This window comes from Micromonospora sp. NPDC085948, assembly GCF_040686315.1.
Classification (GTDB): Bacteria; Actinomycetota; Actinomycetes; order Mycobacteriales; family Micromonosporaceae; genus Micromonospora.
In genome coordinates, this window is sequence record NZ_JBFBJW010000003.1 from 488,302 (window position 1) to 503,633 (window position 15,332).

Annotated in this window: 15 protein-coding genes; 7 read left to right on the top strand and 8 right to left on the bottom strand. The window is 70.7% G+C overall.

Features of this window, described 5'->3' with window-relative positions:
* The first annotated feature begins 84 nt into the window (after window positions 1–84).
* A complete protein-coding gene (locus AB0O48_RS11865) occupies window positions 85–357 on the top strand; it encodes a hypothetical protein (protein WP_357246010.1) in 273 nt (90 codons plus the stop codon).
* A gap of 148 nt (window positions 358–505) precedes the next feature.
* On the opposite strand, the gene AB0O48_RS11870 is transcribed toward AB0O48_RS11865, so the two are convergent.
* Window positions 506–1,774, bottom strand: coding sequence for an Nramp family divalent metal transporter (locus tag AB0O48_RS11870; protein ID WP_365064960.1), 1,269 nt, complete (start codon window positions 1,772–1,774; stop codon window positions 506–508).
* Between the two features lie 186 nt (window positions 1,775–1,960).
* Here AB0O48_RS11870 and AB0O48_RS11875 point away from each other — a divergent pair, with 186 nt between their 5' ends.
* The 3 genes from AB0O48_RS11875 to AB0O48_RS11885 all read left to right on the top strand — a co-directional run bounded on the left by AB0O48_RS11875 (window position 1,961) and on the right by AB0O48_RS11885 (window position 4,328).
* Window positions 1,961–2,368, top strand: a complete 408-nt coding sequence (locus AB0O48_RS11875) for a GntR family transcriptional regulator (protein WP_357246013.1) — start codon at window positions 1,961–1,963, stop codon at window positions 2,366–2,368.
* 83 nt (window positions 2,369–2,451) lie between these two features.
* Window positions 2,452–3,342 (top strand): ABC transporter ATP-binding protein, encoded by an 891-nt coding sequence (locus AB0O48_RS11880; RefSeq protein ID WP_357246016.1) that lies wholly within the window; start codon window positions 2,452–2,454, stop codon window positions 3,340–3,342.
* Window positions 3,339–4,328, top strand: coding sequence for a transporter (locus AB0O48_RS11885; RefSeq protein ID WP_357569999.1), 990 nt, complete (start codon window positions 3,339–3,341; stop codon window positions 4,326–4,328). The genes AB0O48_RS11880 and AB0O48_RS11885 overlap by 4 nt, the downstream gene beginning before the upstream one ends.
* Before the next feature lie 92 nt (window positions 4,329–4,420).
* Here the strand turns inward: AB0O48_RS11885 and AB0O48_RS11890 are convergent, their stop codons facing one another.
* Window positions 4,421–5,251 (bottom strand): ABC transporter permease, encoded by an 831-nt coding sequence (locus AB0O48_RS11890; RefSeq protein WP_365064965.1) that lies wholly within the window; start codon window positions 5,249–5,251, stop codon window positions 4,421–4,423.
* The gene (locus AB0O48_RS11895; protein ID WP_357246025.1) at window positions 5,248–6,219 is read right to left on the bottom strand and encodes an ATP-binding cassette domain-containing protein; all 972 of its coding nucleotides are present in this window, start codon (window positions 6,217–6,219) and stop codon (window positions 5,248–5,250) included. Before AB0O48_RS11895 ends, AB0O48_RS11890 begins: the two co-directional genes overlap by 4 nt.
* Window positions 6,220–6,307: 88 nt before the next feature.
* On the opposite strand from AB0O48_RS11895, the gene AB0O48_RS11900 reads away from it, so the two are divergent.
* Entirely contained in the window at window positions 6,308–6,658 is a 351-nt protein-coding gene (locus AB0O48_RS11900) for a hypothetical protein (protein WP_357570000.1), read from the top strand.
* Between the two features lie 26 nt (window positions 6,659–6,684).
* Here the strand turns inward: AB0O48_RS11900 and AB0O48_RS11905 are convergent, their stop codons facing one another.
* The 5 genes from AB0O48_RS11905 to AB0O48_RS11925 all read right to left on the bottom strand — a co-directional run bounded on the left by AB0O48_RS11905 (window position 6,685) and on the right by AB0O48_RS11925 (window position 13,783).
* Window positions 6,685–7,890 (bottom strand): ROK family transcriptional regulator, encoded by a 1,206-nt coding sequence (locus AB0O48_RS11905; protein ID WP_357246189.1) that lies wholly within the window; start codon window positions 7,888–7,890, stop codon window positions 6,685–6,687.
* Between the two features lie 169 nt (window positions 7,891–8,059).
* Complete coding sequence (locus AB0O48_RS11910) at window positions 8,060–9,163, bottom strand: sugar-binding protein (RefSeq protein WP_357246031.1); 1,104 nt, start codon at window positions 9,161–9,163, stop codon at window positions 8,060–8,062.
* A gap of 54 nt (window positions 9,164–9,217) precedes the next feature.
* Complete coding sequence (mmsB, locus tag AB0O48_RS11915; RefSeq protein WP_357246034.1) at window positions 9,218–10,516, bottom strand: multiple monosaccharide ABC transporter permease; 1,299 nt, start codon at window positions 10,514–10,516, stop codon at window positions 9,218–9,220.
* On the bottom strand, window positions 10,513–12,060 hold the full coding sequence (mmsA, locus tag AB0O48_RS11920) for a multiple monosaccharide ABC transporter ATP-binding protein (RefSeq protein WP_357246037.1): 1,548 nt from the start codon (window positions 12,058–12,060) through the stop codon (window positions 10,513–10,515). Before mmsA ends, mmsB begins: the two co-directional genes overlap by 4 nt.
* 544 nt (window positions 12,061–12,604) lie before the next feature.
* The gene (locus AB0O48_RS11925; RefSeq protein ID WP_365064971.1) at window positions 12,605–13,783 is read right to left on the bottom strand and encodes an alcohol dehydrogenase catalytic domain-containing protein; all 1,179 of its coding nucleotides are present in this window, start codon (window positions 13,781–13,783) and stop codon (window positions 12,605–12,607) included.
* 127 nt (window positions 13,784–13,910) lie between these two features.
* On the opposite strand from AB0O48_RS11925, the gene AB0O48_RS11930 reads away from it, so the two are divergent.
* Together AB0O48_RS11930 and AB0O48_RS11935 are read left to right on the top strand one after the other, a co-directional pair.
* Entirely contained in the window at window positions 13,911–14,495 is a 585-nt protein-coding gene (locus AB0O48_RS11930) for a WHG domain-containing protein (protein WP_357570001.1), read from the top strand.
* Window positions 14,492–15,328 carry an alpha/beta fold hydrolase gene (locus tag AB0O48_RS11935; RefSeq protein ID WP_357246046.1) on the top strand — a complete coding sequence of 279 codons (837 nt, stop codon included), beginning with the start codon at window positions 14,492–14,494 and terminating at the stop codon, window positions 15,326–15,328. The genes AB0O48_RS11930 and AB0O48_RS11935 overlap by 4 nt, the downstream gene beginning before the upstream one ends.
* Window positions 15,329–15,332 lie beyond the last annotated feature (4 nt).

The window sequence follows — 15,332 nt, forward strand, 5'->3', positions numbered from 1 at the left end:
ATCGAAGCGGCAGGTCTGAGTTCCGCGATGCCGGGTAGGCAGTGGCCCGGCGGCACGTCGACACCCGCCGGGTGGGAGGCTCCGATGAGCACGTACCGGGATGACCAGGGCGACACGTTTCCTCCCCCGGAGGCGGACGCCCAGGAGCAGCGACAGGACGCCGTCGACTACGGGCCGCCGGACCGGGTGTCGGGTGACGTCGACCCGGAGGCGTCCGAGGCCGACCTGGCCGAGCAGGGCGCCCTTCCGGCCGGCACGCTCGAAGAGGTGACGTCACTGCCGGCCGACGCCAACCCGGCGGACGCCCTGGAACAGCGCCAGGAGATCCCCACCCGCGACGAGGGCCGGCGCACCTGACCGCGCGCACCACCGGCCCGGCCGCCCGAAGCCGGGGGCAGGGTCGCCAACGCGTCTGATGCCTGTGAGTCATCAAGATGACTCACAGGCATCACGCTCGGGCGGACGTCCGCATCTGGACGGCTGGCCAGCGAGCCGGCCAGCCGGCTTAACCGGCGGTTACCTGCCAGAGCAGGAACGCGTTGAGCGCGACCACCAGTACGGCCACCAGCGACGCGGCCGCGGTGCTGAGCGGATGGTTGACCAGGTTGCCCATCAGGTCGCGCCGCCGGGTGAAGGCGACCACCGGGATCAGCGCGAACGGGATGCCGAAACTGAGGATGACCTGGGACAGGACCAGGGCTCGGGTGGGGTCGAGGCCGATGGCGAGCACGGCCAGGGCCGGCACCAGGGTGACCAGCCGGCGCAGCAGCAGTGGGACCCGCCGCCGCAGGAAGCCCTGCATGATCACCTCGCCGGCGTAGGTGCCGACGCTCGTGGAGGCCAGCCCGGACACCAGCAGGGCGACGGCGAACCCGAACGCCGCGGCGGTGCCGATGCTCTGGCCGAGCCCGGCGTGCACACCCTCCAGGCTGTCCGCGCCACCCGGGCCGCCGCCGCGGAAGCTGGCCGCCGCGATCAGCAGCATGGCGAGGTTCACCGCGCCGGCTGCGCTCAGGGCGAGCAGTACGTCGGTGCGCTGGCCCCGGAACAGGACCCGACGCTCGGTGTCGTCGGTGGCCGGGATGCGGTCGCGGGTCAGCGCGGAGTGCACGTAGATGACGTGCGGCATGACGGTGGCGCCCAGGATGCCGGCGGCCAGCAGCACACTGTCGGTGCCCTGGAGCCGGGGCACCAGACCGGCCACGGCGGAGCCGGGGTCGGAGCCGGAGGCGAGCAGGTTGGCGGCGAAGGCCAGGACGATCACACCGAGCAGTACGGCGATGGCGATCTCGAAGGCGCGGAACCCGCGCGAGCGCAGGGCGAGCACGGCGAACGCCGCCGTGCCGATGATGAGCCCGCCGGGCAGCAGCGGGATGCCGAAGAGCAGGTAGAGGGCGACCGCGCCACCGATCACCTCGGCCAGGTCGGTGGCCATGGCGACCAACTCGGCCTGCACCCACATCAGCCGGTTCAGCGGCCGGGGCAGCCGCTCCCGGCACAGCTCGGGCAGGCTGCGCCCGGTGGCCAGACCCAACTTGGCGGTGAGGGTCTGCACCAGCATCGCCATCAGGTTGGCCACCACCACGACCCAGACCAGCAGGTAGCCGTAGCGGGCGCCGGCGGCGGAGTTGGTGGCGAAGTTGCCGGGGTCGACGTAGGCGACGGCGGCGACGAACGCCGGGCCGAGCAGGATCAGCCGGCCGCGTACCCGCCCCCGGGCGCGAGCCACCTGTAGTGGAGTCGCTGTCGACGTCGCCACGTCGTTGGTGACCATCGAACACCTCTCCGTCGACACGACTTTCGTGCCGGTCCCTTCCCGTTTGGTTGGCCCGTTGGTGCCAACCTCTGGCCCGCCGGTGCCACCGAGACCGACGCGCCGCGCGCTTGACAGCGGCGGGGGTCCCCGACGAAGCTGTCTATTAGTCCTACTGTCGTAGGACAACAGGAAGGATCATCCCGAGTGATCGAGTTCGTGTTGGACAGCCGGTCGAAGGTGAACACCTACATGCAGCTCGTGCAGCAGGTGAAGCAGGCGCTGCGCGTCGGTCTGCTGACGCCGGGCGACCAGTTGCCGAAGGTCCGGGACGTCGCGCAGTCACTGGCGATCAACCCGAACACGGTGCTGAAGGCGTACCGCGAGTTGGAGATCGAGGGTCTGGTCGGCGGCCGACCCGGGGTGGGCACGTTCGTCCAGCGCACCCTGGCCGGCGCGTCCCTGCCCAACCAGGCCGAGCTCCGCGAGGACCTGGTCGCCTGGTTGCACCGCGCGCAGACCGCGGGCCTCTCGGCCGAGGACGTCATCGCCCTGGTGGAGACCACGCTGCGCGCCACCCTCGCCGACGACGCCCCGCAGAAGGAGCCCGCCTGAGCGTGCCCGGCAAGCGAACCACCAGGCACCGAAGCAACGGCTGCTCCCCCACCGCGGGCGCAGCCGGATCGAGAGGACAGAGGATGGACATGGTCTTGGAGGCCGACCGGCTGGGCAAGCGGTACGGCAGCACCTGGGCGTTGCGGGACTGCTCGCTGCACCTGCCGGCCGGCCGGATCGCCGCGCTGGTCGGGCCGAACGGCGCGGGCAAGAGCACCCTGCTGCACCTGGCCGTCGGGTTGCTCAAGCCCGACGCGGGCGCGGTCCGGGTCTTCGGCAGATCCCCCTACGGCGACACGGAGGGGCTGGCCGACATCGGGTTCGTCGCCCAGGACACCCCGCTCTACCGGGACTTCACCGCGGCCGAGCTGGTCATCGCCGGCGGCAAGCTGAACAAGCGGTGGGACGCCACGTTGGCCCGTCAGCGGTTGGCCCAGCTCGGCATCCCCCCGGACCGACCGGTCGGCAAACTCTCCGGCGGCCAACGGGCCCAGGTGGCGCTCGCCCTCGCGTTGGCCAAGCAGCCCCGGCTGCTGCTGCTCGACGAACCGGTGGCCAGCCTCGACCCCCTGGCCCGACGGGAGTTCCTCCAGTCGCTGATGGGCAGCGTCGCGGAATCCGGCACCACGGTCCTGCTCTCCTCGCACCTGCTGGCCGACCTGGAGCGGGTCTGCGACTACCTGATCGTGCTGAACTCCGCCCAGGTGCAGCTCACCGGCGCGGTCGACGACCTGGTCGCCGAGCACCGCCAACTGGTCGGCCCCCGGCACGACGACGGCGTCATCGGGGGCGTCGCCGCCGTGGTCCGGGCCAGCCACACCGATCGGCAGTCCACGCTGCTGGTCCGCACCGACGGCCCGGTCACCGACCCGGCCTGGACGGTCCGCGAGGTCAGCCTGGAGGACGTCGTGCTGGCCTACCTGGCCGACGGAACCACGCAGACCCGGCACAGCGAGTGGGGAGTGGCAGCATGATCTGGTTGACCTGGCGGCAACACCGCAAGCAGGCGCTCTACACCCTGCTGGGGCTCGTGGCGCTCGCCGCCCTGCTGGTGCCCATCGGCCTGGCCATGCGGAACACCTTCGCCGACCTCGGGCTGACGGACTGCGCCAGCCAACTCGCCCGCGCCGACGTGGCCCAGACGACCCGGGAGACCTGCGATGCGGGCTTCCGGCGCTTCGGCAACCAGTACGGCAGTCTCAGTCTGGTGGCCGTACTGCTGATCACCCTGCCGGCCCTTGTCGGCCTCTTCTGGGGCGCCCCACTGGTCGCCCGCGAGGTGGAGCACGGCACGCACCGGTTCGTCTGGACCCAGGGCGTCGGCCGGACCCGCTGGGCGCTGGTGAAGTTCGGGCTGGTGAGCGGGGCCGTCCTGGTCCTCGCGACGATCTACGGGCTGGGCATGTCCTGGTGGGTCGATCCGCTCACCCAGGCCGCGCACGAGGGCCGGTTCGGCATGATCGTCTTCGATCTGCAGGGCATCGTCCCGATCGGGTACACCCTGTTCGCCGTGGCGCTCGGCGTCTTCGCCGGCACCGTCTGGAAGCGGATGCTGCCCGCCATGGGCATCACCCTCGCCGGTTTCATCGGCGTCCGGACGGCGGTGGAGCTGCTGGCCCGACGGCACTACCAGCCGGCCCACACCCAGACCTTCCCGATCGAGGGGGAAGGGCCACCGGAGATCAGCCGGGGCGACTGGGTCCTCGCCCAGGGCGTCCGGAACCCCGACGGCACGATGATCTCGGAGGGCGGCCGGATCCAGTGTCCGCCGGGCGGTAAGGGGCCGGAGGGTCGGGTCTGCGGTGCGGAACTGGGACTCGAGCCGGGCGCGTACAACTGGCAGCTGTACCAGCCGGCGGACCGGTTCTGGCTGTTCCAGGGGATCGAGACGGGCATCTTCGTCGCCCTGGCCCTGCTCCTGCTCTACCTCGCCATCCGCCGGGTGCGCCGGATCGCGTAGTCGAGGAACGGGTGATCGCCGGGCCACGGGGGCTCGGCGATCACCCGTCCGGGCCGGTGGGTCGACCACCGGAGGCCCGTCCGTCGGGCGGGTCAGCCGGCCAGTCGGCGGTAGCGGGCGACCGAGAGCGGCAGGAAGACCGCGACCAGGACGACCGGCCAGAGCACCGCCAGCAACGGGTAGTGCTGCGCCGCCCAGGAGTCACCACCCCAGCCGGGATTTCCGAACAACTCCCGGGTGGCGCCGACGGTCGCCGACAGTGGGTTCCAGGCGGCCACCGCACCGAGCCACGCGGGCATGGTGGACGGTGCGACGAACGCGTTGGAGAGGAAGCCGAGCGGAAACTCCAGGGTCTGCACGGCCACCACGGCCGTCTGCCCGCGGGTGACCAGCCCGAGGAAGATGCCGACCCAGATCAGGGCGAAGCGCAGCAGCAGGATCAGCCCCACCGCCGCGAGCGTGGCACCGGCCCCGCCGTGCGCCCGCCAGCCGATCGCGAGACCGGTCAGCAGCAGGATCCCGAGGGTGACCACGGCGAACAGCATGTCGGCCACGGCCCGGGCCGCCAGCGGGGCCAGCGGTGCGACGGGCATCGACCGGAGGCGGTCGGTCACCCCGCGCTCCAGGTCCTCGGCGACAGCGATCGTGGTGAGGCTGATGCCGAACACCATCGTCATCACGTACATGCCGGGCATCAGGAACTCCCGGTAGCTGCCACCGCCGGGCACCTGCAACGCGCCACCGAACAGGTACGCGAACATCAGCACGATCAGGATGTTGAAGCCGAGCGAGGCGATCAGCGGGCCGGGGTCGCGTCGCCACCGGGCCAGGCCGCGCCAGATCAACGTGGCGCTGTCGGCCAGGAGGGCGGGCCGGCCGGGCGTCAGGTCCACCCCCGGGACCGGCGTGCTCACCGCGCTCATGCGGCCACCTCCTCGGTGGCCCGGGTGCGGTGCCCGGTGAGGTGCAGGAACACGTCGTCCAGGGTGGGCCGGCGCAGTGCGACGTCCGCCACCGGTACGTGCTCGGCGTCCAACGCCCGCAACACGTCGACGAGCGCGCCCGCCCGGTGACCGACCTGGACGCTCACCATTCGCCGGTCCACGTCGACGGTCGGTTCGTCGCCGGCCACCCGGCGTACCTGGGCGACGGCGGCGGCGAGGTCGGCCGGGGCCGCGACGACCACCTCGATCCGGTCGCCACCGAGGCGGGTCTTGAGGTCGTCCGGAGTGCCCTCGGCGATCACCCGGCCGGCCTCGACCACCGAGATCCGGTCGGCGAGTTGGTCGGCCTCGTCCAGGTGCTGGGTGGTGAGCAACACGGTGGTGCCGGTACGCACCAACTCCCGGACCGACTCCCACACCTCGTTGCGGCCCCGCGGGTCCAGCCCGGTGGTGGGTTCGTCGAGGAAGAGGACCGCGGGGGCCAGGATCATGCCGGCCGCCAGGTCGAGCCGGCGCCGCATGCCCCCCGAGTACGTGCGGACCGGCTGCTCGGCCGCATCGGCGAGACCGAAGCGCTCCAGCAGCTCGACCGCTCGCTGCCGGGCACGGCGGCGGCCCAGGTGGAACAGCCGGCCGAAGAGCACCAGATTCTGTCGGCCGCTCAGGGCCTCGTCGAGCGCGGGATGCTGCCCCACCAGCCCGATCCGGTAGCGCACCTCGTCGGGCTGGCGGGTCACGTCGAACCCGGCGACCTCGGCACGCCCCCCGTCCAGCCGGAGCAGGGTGGACAGGATCCGTACCGAGGTGGTCTTGCCGGCCCCGTTCGGGCCGAGCAGACCACACACCGTCCCCGGCCGCACCCGCAGGTCGAAGCCGTCCAGCGCGTAGCGGTCCCGATACCGCTTACGCAGCCCGTCCGCCACTATCGCGTCACCTCTTGTCGGCACAGCGCTCCCCTTCCGCAGGCGTTCAACCGCGCTACCGTACAACATACGGTAGGGATTACGGGAACGATGCTTCGACTAGGTTCGGCAGATGACGATCTCGATCTCCGTGGACGGTCGGCGGTTCCGGGCCGTGGCAGACGTGGTGGCCGGTGAGGTGGGCACGCAGACCGTCTTCACGTACCACGAGCGGGCCGGCGAGGTGTGGGCCGAGTACGCCGGCGGGTCCATCCGGCGCGGCCACCTCGTCGGCACCCGGGAGGGCGACCGACTGGACTTCCGGTACGTCCTGCTCAACGCCGACGGTCAGACGTCCTCGGGGCACTGCGTCTCGGAGGTGTCGGTGCTGCCCGACGGCCGGGTGCGGCTGCACGAGACCTGGTCCTGGGAGTCCCGGCCGGGCAGCGGCAGCAGCGTGGTGGAAGAGGTGCCGAGTCCCTGACGGTTCGTCGACGGGGGCGGTCGCGGCTACGCGGGCTCGGTGGTCCCGACCTGGCCCGCGACGCCGACGTTCAGCGGATCGGCCAGGAGTTTGTCGAAGGCCAGCTCGGCCGCCCCGATCAGGACGGCGTCGCGGCCGAGTGCCGCCGCCCGCAGGCGCAGGTGCTCGCGGGAGGCCGGCAGCGGCATCGTGTCCAACCGCTCGCGGACGACGTCCGCTCCGGCGGTGAAGATGTCGCGAAGCGACCCGCCGAACACCACGGCGTCGGGGTTGACCACGTTGACCAGGTTCGCCACGCCGAAGCCGAGCCACCCGGCGACCTGCTCGACGGCGGCCCGGGCGGTTCGGTCGCCGTCGGCCGCCGCGCGCAGCACCTCGGCCACCGCCGCGCGGTCGCTCGGATCCCGGCCCGCGTGCCGCAACAGGGCGGCCTCGGAGATCTCGGTCTCCCAACAGCCACGTGAGCCGCAGCCGCAGGGCAGGCCGTTCGGGTTGACGACCATGTGGCCGACCTTGCCGCTGTGCCCGCGGTGACCGATCACCAGCCGGCCACCGACGATGATGCCGGCGCTGATGCCCAGGTCGCCGTGCAGGTAGATGACGTCGTCGATGCCCACCGCCACGCCCCGGACGTGCTCGGCCAGCCCGGCGATGTCGGCCAGGTCACCGGCCACGAAACCGGGGCCGCCGCTGAACTCCGCCTCCAGCGCGACGCCGAGCGTCTCGTCGATGCTGGCGATCCGGATCCGGCCGTCCTGACCACGGGTGGTGTCGGTGACCGCGGCGGCGCCGCCGACCAGCAGCGCGTCGGTGGCCACGGACCGTTCCATGTCCCGGACCAGGTCGGCGAGGGGTCGGACGGCGTCGATCGCCGACAGGCCGCTGGGTCGCGGGATCTCCCGCCGATCGAGGATCTGCCCACCGAGGCCGACTCGTGCGGCGCGGAGCCGGTCCGCGTCGATGCTCAACGCGTGGGCGTAGACCCGGTCGGAGCGGGGACTGACCACGAGTGAGGGCCGGCCGGCGCGGCGGGCGGTGGTCGGCGCCTCCTCGGTGACCAGGCCGCCGGCGACCAGGTCGGCCGCGAGCGCGCCGATGGTGCTCCGGTTGAGGCCGAGCCGGCTCGTCAGTTCGGCCCGGGACGTCGGCCCGTGCACGTGGACGTAGCGCAGCACGGCGCCGAGATTCTGCCGCCGGATCTCCTCCTGGCTGGCGCCGGGGACCGACGGCAGCGGAGGTTCGGTCTGGCGTCCGACGCCGGCAGGCCTGGACCGGACGGGTGTTGCCACGGTCAGACCTCCTTCCGGGTCGGTGCCGGGTGGCGCGGGGCAGTCCGGACGACGATGGGTCCCGGAAGAGGAGATCCGGGACCCATCGGCCTTGCTGCCTACCGTGCGGTGATTACTTGGTGAGCGGCGCGAGCTTCGGGTCGTTGGCGTACGCCTCGGCCGCGTTCGCCTTGGTGACGGCGACCGGCGGGAGCAGGTACGTGTCGACGACCTTGCTGCCGTTGTTGTAGGACTTGGTGTCGTTCACCTGCGGGGCGTTACCGGCCTGGAGAGCCTTGACCATGTTGATGGTCTCCTTCACCAGGTTGCGGGTGTCCTTGTTGATCGTCATGTACTGCTCGCCCTTGACGATCGACTTGACCGACTCGACCTCGGAGTCCTGGCCGGTGACGATCGGGGTCGGCTTACCAGCGCCCTTGACCGAGGTCAGGATGGCGCGGGCCAGCGTGTCGTTCGGGGAGAGGACGCCGTCCAGCTCCTTGCTGCCGTACGTCGAGGTCAGCAGCTGGTCCATGCGGGCCTGCGCACCCTCGGCCTTCCAGCCCTGGATGGCGGTCTGCTTGACGTCCTTCTGACCCGAGGCGACGACCACGTTGCCCTTGTCGATCTCCGGCTTCAGCACGCTCATCGCGCCGTCGAAGAAGACACCGGCGTTGTTGTCGTCCGGCGAGCCGGAGAACAGCTCGATGTTGTACGGGCCGTTCGGCTTCTTGGCCTTCATGCCGTCCAGCAGGGCCTGGCCCTGGAGCTGGCCGACCTTGAAGTTGTCGAACGCGACGTAGTAGTCGAGGTCCGGGGTGTTCTTGATCAGCCGGTCGTAGGCGATGACCTTCACACCGGCGGCGTGCGCCGCGGCGACCTGGGTCGACAGCTGCGCGGCGTCGGTCGCGCCGATGACGATGACCTTGGCGCCCTTGGTCACCATGGAGGTGATCTGCGCCTGCTGGTCGGCGACGGTGGTCGACGCGCCGGCGTACTGCACGTTGCCCTCGAAGCCGGCCTCCTTGAGGCCGTTGCTGAACAGGTCACCGGCGAGGACCCAGTTCTCGGAGGTCTTGGCCGGCAGGGCCACGCCGATCAGCGAGTTGGCCGGGAAACCCTTGGCGGCGTCGCCCTTGGAACCGGAGTCGCCGTCACGGCCGGAGCCGCAACCGGCGAGGGCCAGCATCGCGGCGGCGCTGATGGCGACCACCGACGTGCCGAAGAATTTACGCATGGTGAGGACTTGCCTTTCTGGATGTGTAACGGGGTGGTGAGGGGTCGGTGACCGTCAGCTGGACACCGCTGCCTTGGCGGGCTCGCGCTCCGCGTCCGGCGGTGAGGCGGGTGGAGCGGAGTCCTCGCGGCGGAACGGCCGCATCAGGCTCCCGATGATGGAGAAGCGCCCCTGGCTCTTGTTGTAGACGTCGATCGCGACGGCCAGCAGCAGGACCAGGCCCTTGATGATCTGGACCTTGTCGGTGCCCACGCCCTGCAGCTGGAGGCCGTTGTTGAGCACGGCCATCACGAGACCACCGACGATCGACCCACTGATGGTGCCGATACCGCCGGCGACAGCCGCGCCACCGATGAAGACCGCGGCGATCGCGTCCAGCTCCCAGCCGTTGCCGTCCTGCGGTCCGGAGGCCGCCGAACGGGCCACGAAGATCATGCCGGCCAGCGCGGCCAGGACGGACATGTTCATCATGACGAAGAAGTTGACCCGCTTGAGCTTCACGCCGGACAGCTCGGCCGCCCGGGAGTTGCCGCCCACCGCGTAGATGTGCCGGCCACCTGCCGTGTTGCGGGTGTAGAAGGAGTACGCGATGACCAGAAGCAGCAGGATGATGCCGGAGATCGGGAAGCTGGTGCCGACCCGACCGCTGGCGAAGCGCAGCGAGGCGAAGGCGATCACGCCGACCATGACGGCCATTCGCAGGACCGAGATCCACATGGGTGCCGGGTCGGCGTCCATGGCCCGCCGGGTCTTACGGGCCTGAAGCTCGCGCCACACCACGGCCACCGCGGCGGCCAGGCCGAGCAGCAGCGTCGCGTTGTTGTAGCCGGTGTCCGGCCCGAACTCGGGCAGGAAGCCGGAGCCGATGTCCCGGAAGCCCTCCGGCACCGGAATGCTCTGCGCGTTGCCGATGAACTGGTTGCCGCCGCGGAAGAGCAGCATGCCGGCCAGGGTGACGATGAACGCCGGCACCCCGACGTACGCCACCCAGAAGCCCTGCCAGGCGCCGATCACCGCGCCGATGGCGAGACCGAACACGATGGCGGCGGGCCACGGCAGGTCCCACTCGGTCATCGACTTGGCGACCAGGATGCCGGTGAAGGCCGCGACCGAGCCGACCGACAGGTCGATGTGCCCGGCGACGATCACCATGAGCATGCCGATGGCCAGAATCAGGATGTACGAGTTCTGCTGGAACAGCGCGATCAGGTTGTCCGAGCGCAGCGTCAGCCCGTTGGTCCAGATCTGGAAGATCAGGACGATCGCCACCAGGGTGAAGATCATCCCGAACTGGCGCGCGTTGGAGGTCGTACCTCCAAACAGATTCTTCTGAAGGTCCTTGATACGGCTCATCGGGAGGCCAACTTCTTCGTCGAGGTCATCTGCTTCATGAGGTTTTCCGGGGTGGCGTCCGCCCGAGCGATCTCGCCCGTGATGGCGCCTTCGAACACGGTGTAGATGCGGTCGCAGAGCCCGATCAGCTCAGGCAACTCCGAGGAGATGACGACGACGCCCTTCCCCTGGTCGGCGAGCCGCTGGATGATGCCGTAGATCTCGTACTTGGCGCCGACGTCGATGCCGCGCGTCGGCTCGTCGAGGATCAGCAGGTCCGGGTCGGTGAACATCCACTTCGCCAGCACGACCTTCTGCTGGTTGCCGCCGGAGAGCTTCGAGACGCCCTCGTCGACCGTCGGGGCCTTGGTCCGCAACTCCTTGCGGTACGCCTCGGCCGCCTGGTACTCCTCGACCTCGTTCAGGACGCCGTGGTGCCGGATCTTGGACAGCTTGGCGGCCACCGTCGACGTCTTGATGTCGTCGAGCAGGTTGAGGCCGATCGCCTTGCGGTCCTCGCTGACGTACGCGAGGCCGTTGTCGATCGCGTCCGCGACCGACTTCAGGACGATCTCCTTGCCGTCCTTGATGATGGTGCCCGACTCGTACACCCCGTAGGAGCGGCCGAAGACACTCATCGCGAGTTCCGTGCGGCCCGCGCCCATGAGACCGGCGAAGCCGACGATCTCGCCGCGGCGCACCACGAAGCTCTCGTTCTTGCAGACCTGCCGGTCGGCGGAGATCGGGTGCCGGACGTTCCAGTTGCGGACCTCGAAGAAGACGTCACCGATCTTCGGGGTGTGGTCCGGGAACCGGCTGCCCAGCTCACGGCCGACCATCCCCCGCACGATCCGGTCCTCGTCGACCCCGTCCGCCTTGACGTCGAGGGTCTCCACGGTCCGGCCGTCGCGCAGGATGGTGATCTGGTCGGCGATCGCCTCGATCTCGTTCAGCTTGTGCGAGATCATGATCGAGGTGATGCCGCGGGAGCGGAAGCCGCGCAGCAGGTCCAGCAGGTGCCGGGAATCCGCCTCGTTCAGCGCGGCCGTCGGCTCGTCCAGGATGAGCAGCTTCACGTCCTTGGCGAACGCCTTGGCGATCTCCACGAGTTGCTGCTTGCCGACACCGATGTCCTTGATCAGGGTGTCCGGGTCCTCCTGGAGACCGACCCGGGCCATCAGGTCCAGCGCCATCCGGTTCGCGGCCTTCCAGTCGATCGCGCCCCGCTTGCGCGGCTCGTTGCCGAGGAAGATGTTCTCGGCGATCGACATGCCTGGAATGAGCGCGAGCTCCTGGTGGATGATCACGATTCCGGCGCTCTCGCTGGCCCGGATGTCGGAGAACTTGGTCTCCGACCCCTGGTAGACGATCTGGCCGTCATAGCTGCCGTACGGGTAGACCCCGCTGAGGACCTTCATCAGCGTGGACTTGCCCGCACCGTTCTCGCCGCAGATGGCATGGATCTCACCGGCGCGAACCACCAGGTTGACGTCGGAGAGGGCCTTGACTCCGGGGAACTCCTTGGTGATGGAGCGCATCTCAAGGAGGGTCGGCACGTTGCTCATCGCTCGTACCACCTCGCCAACGTCATCGGTTGCCTCCGGAAGGTTGAACCTTCACTTGGTTTTGTTGTTGTCGGCAACGTATTGCGGCCGAAGGGCCATCCGCAAGGCGAGGGACTGTTGAAAATGTAACAATCCGGCAATATCGACGACGCACAGTTTTCGCCTGTCACAGCCGCCTCCGCAGCCCCTCCCGGCACCTTGGCCCGTCGGTGGCAACGTTGTCAAATGGAGACAACGCCGCGCCCGGCTCCCCTGTTCCTCGACAGGCCCGCGACCAGCCACGATCCGCGGCAGGCCGGAAAGGGGGTGCCACGCCGCGCGCTCGGCACCATCGAATGATCATGATGAAACCGCGACACCGACGCCGCGCCCGGAACGGCCCGGCGACCGCCGGGCAGGGGTGTGACCCGCGCCTCAATCGCCGGGACGGATCGACGATGATCGTCGCCTCAGGGCCGCCACCAGGAGACGGATCCGTGGCTTAACGTCCCTTAAGGGCGGATCGGGGGCCATCCGACCGGGCTCACGCCCCGGTGCCGACCGGTCAACTCGGGCGCAGCACCGCCTTGATCACCCCGTCGTCGCGGCGGTCGAAGCGGCGGTACAACTCCGGCGCGTCGGCCAGGGTGCCGTGGTGGGTCACGACGACGCTGGGCCGGGCGCGACCGGCGACGACCAGGTCGCGCAGCAGCACGGTGTAGCGGCGGTCGTGGGTGCGGCCGAACCGGACGGCGACGCCCTTGGCGAACAGCGTCCCCCACGGTGCGACAAGATCCTCGTGGGCGTCCGCGCCGGGTCCGGGGCGCAGGTCCTTCTCCGGATAGACGCCCGCGACCGCGATCGCCCCGGCGGGGTTGACCAGCCGGGCGGCGTCCGCGATCACCTGGTCCGGGCGTTCCCGGTCGGGGCGCTCCCGGTCGCGGGCCTGGAACCCGACCGCGTCGATCACCTTGTCGACTCCGCCCAGCTTCTCCTCCCCGAGCGGCAGCCCCACCCGCGCCCGGTCGGCGCGGATCTGCTCGACCGGATCCCCCCGGCGGAAGTCGACGGGCACGGCACCGATCTCCCCGGCCTTGTCCAGCCGAGCGTCGACACCGTCGACGCAGTAGACGACCCGGGCGCCCCGCAGCAGCGCCGCGTAGGCGCCGAGCAGGCCGATGGTTCCGGCCCCGAAGACGGCCACCGTGTCACCGGGCTCGACCCCGGCGAGGGTGGCGGCGGCGTGCCACCCCGTGACGAACGCGTCGGCCAGCAGCACGAAGTCGTCCTCGTACCCGTCCCCCGGCTCACCGGGCACGGGTACGCAGTTGGCGTCGGCCCACGGCACGCGCAGCAGGTCGGCCTGGGCACCGCGATAGGTGCCCATCCCGGCGTAGCCGTACGCCGCGCCCGGCCCCTCCGCCCGCGCCCGCAGACAGGCAGCCGAGAGCCCTCGGGCGCACATCACACACGTCCCGCAGAACAGGTGCGTGGGGATCACCACCCGGGTGCCCGGCCGGACCGTCTGCACCGCCCGGCCCACCTCCCGCACCACGCCCAGTGGCTCGTGGCCGAGCACCAGCCCGGGGGTGGCAGCGGTCCGTCCGTCGTACATGTGCAGGTCGGTGCCGCACAGCGCGGTGGAGGTGATGCGCACGAGGGCGTCGGTCTCCGCCTCCAGCGTCGCGTCGGGCACCTCCCGCACCGCGACGGTCCGGACGTCGGTGTAGACGACGGCTCGCATCCCGTTCTCCCGTTCGCTGACGAAAGAGCCGGTCTTCCCCCGACCGGGCCGTTCATGCCCGGGGGCGTTGGAGCGCGGTGCTATCTTAGGGCTCCTAAGTTTCTTCCTAGCGAGACAAAGGTTCGGGATGCCACGGCAGGGACTCACCAGCGCGCGCGTGTCGGCCGCCGCGGCCGAACTGGCGGACGCGGTCGGCCTGTCCCGGTTGACCGTCGCGGCCGTGGCCCGGCACTTCGGCGTCTCGGACGCCGCGCTGTACGTGCACGTCCGCAGTCGCGACGCGTTGATCGAGCAGGTCGCCGTCCGGGCGGCCGCCGCGCTCGCCGACGAGCTCGCGATGGCCGTGGCCGGACGATCGGGCCACCGGGCTCTCGTCGGGTTCGCCGACGCCTGGCGCGCGTTCGCCGTGGCGCGCCCGGGGCAGTACGCCGCGACGCAGCTCCCGCTTCCGCCCGAGGTCGGCACGAGTTCGGCCGGGCATCTGCGCCTGATCGAGCTGAGCTACGCGATGCTGCGCGGCTACGGGCTCGACGAGCCGGCGCTGACCGACGCGATGCGGTTCGTCCGCAGCACCCTGCACGGCTTCGCGAGTCTCGAAGTCGTCGACGGATTCGGGCATCCGCGCGCCGTGGACGCGTCGTGGCACTCGATCCTCGACGCGGTCCACACCACCTTGAGCACCTGGCCAACCCACAGACGGGAGCAGCAGTGAACAGTCGTGACCAGTCGACCGAGTCGGCCGACGGCACCCGCCTGGTGGTGCGACGCCTGGGCGTCGGAGACCCCGTCATCCTGGTGCACGGCTCGGGTGGCGGGCTGCACTCCTGGGCCACGGTGGCTGAGCACCTCGCCCACGACCACGAGGTGTGGCTGCCGGCGCGGCGCGGCTACGGCCCCAGCGACGTCCCGGCCGGCACCAAATCCTTCCGGGACGAGACCGCCGACCTGCACGCCGTCATCGAGGCGGCCCGCCAATCCTCGAGCCGACCGGTCCATCTCGTCGGCGCCTCCTACGGAGCGACGGTGGCGCTGCACACCGCCCTGGCCGATCCGCGCCACGTCCGCTCCCTGGCCATCTTCGAACCACCGCTCTTCGCGGCCGGGGCGGAGATCGTGCCGCTGCTCGACCGGTACCGTGCCGCCTTCGAGCGGGACGACGCCGCCGCGATGGCAGCGGTTCTGAACGACGTGACGCGGGTCCCGGCCGAGATCGTCGCCGCGATCGCCGCCGGCGCGGCCGATCGGGTGCCCGACCCGGTCGAGGCGCGCCGCTCGGCGATCGGCTGGCTGCACGATCTCGAGGCCCTCGCGCAGGACAGCACCGACATCGCGCGGTGGTCCGCGATCGCCGTGCCGACTCTCCTGTTGGCAGGCGCGGACACCTGGGAGCCGATGCCCACCACGATGAACGCTCTCGCCAGGACGATTCCGGCAGCCCGCCACGTCGTCTGGCCGGGCCAGTCGCACTTCGTGACCATGACGGCACCCACCCTGGTCGCCGACGCCCTGCGGCAGTTCTTCGCCGGTGACTCCGCGAAACGGTGACCGC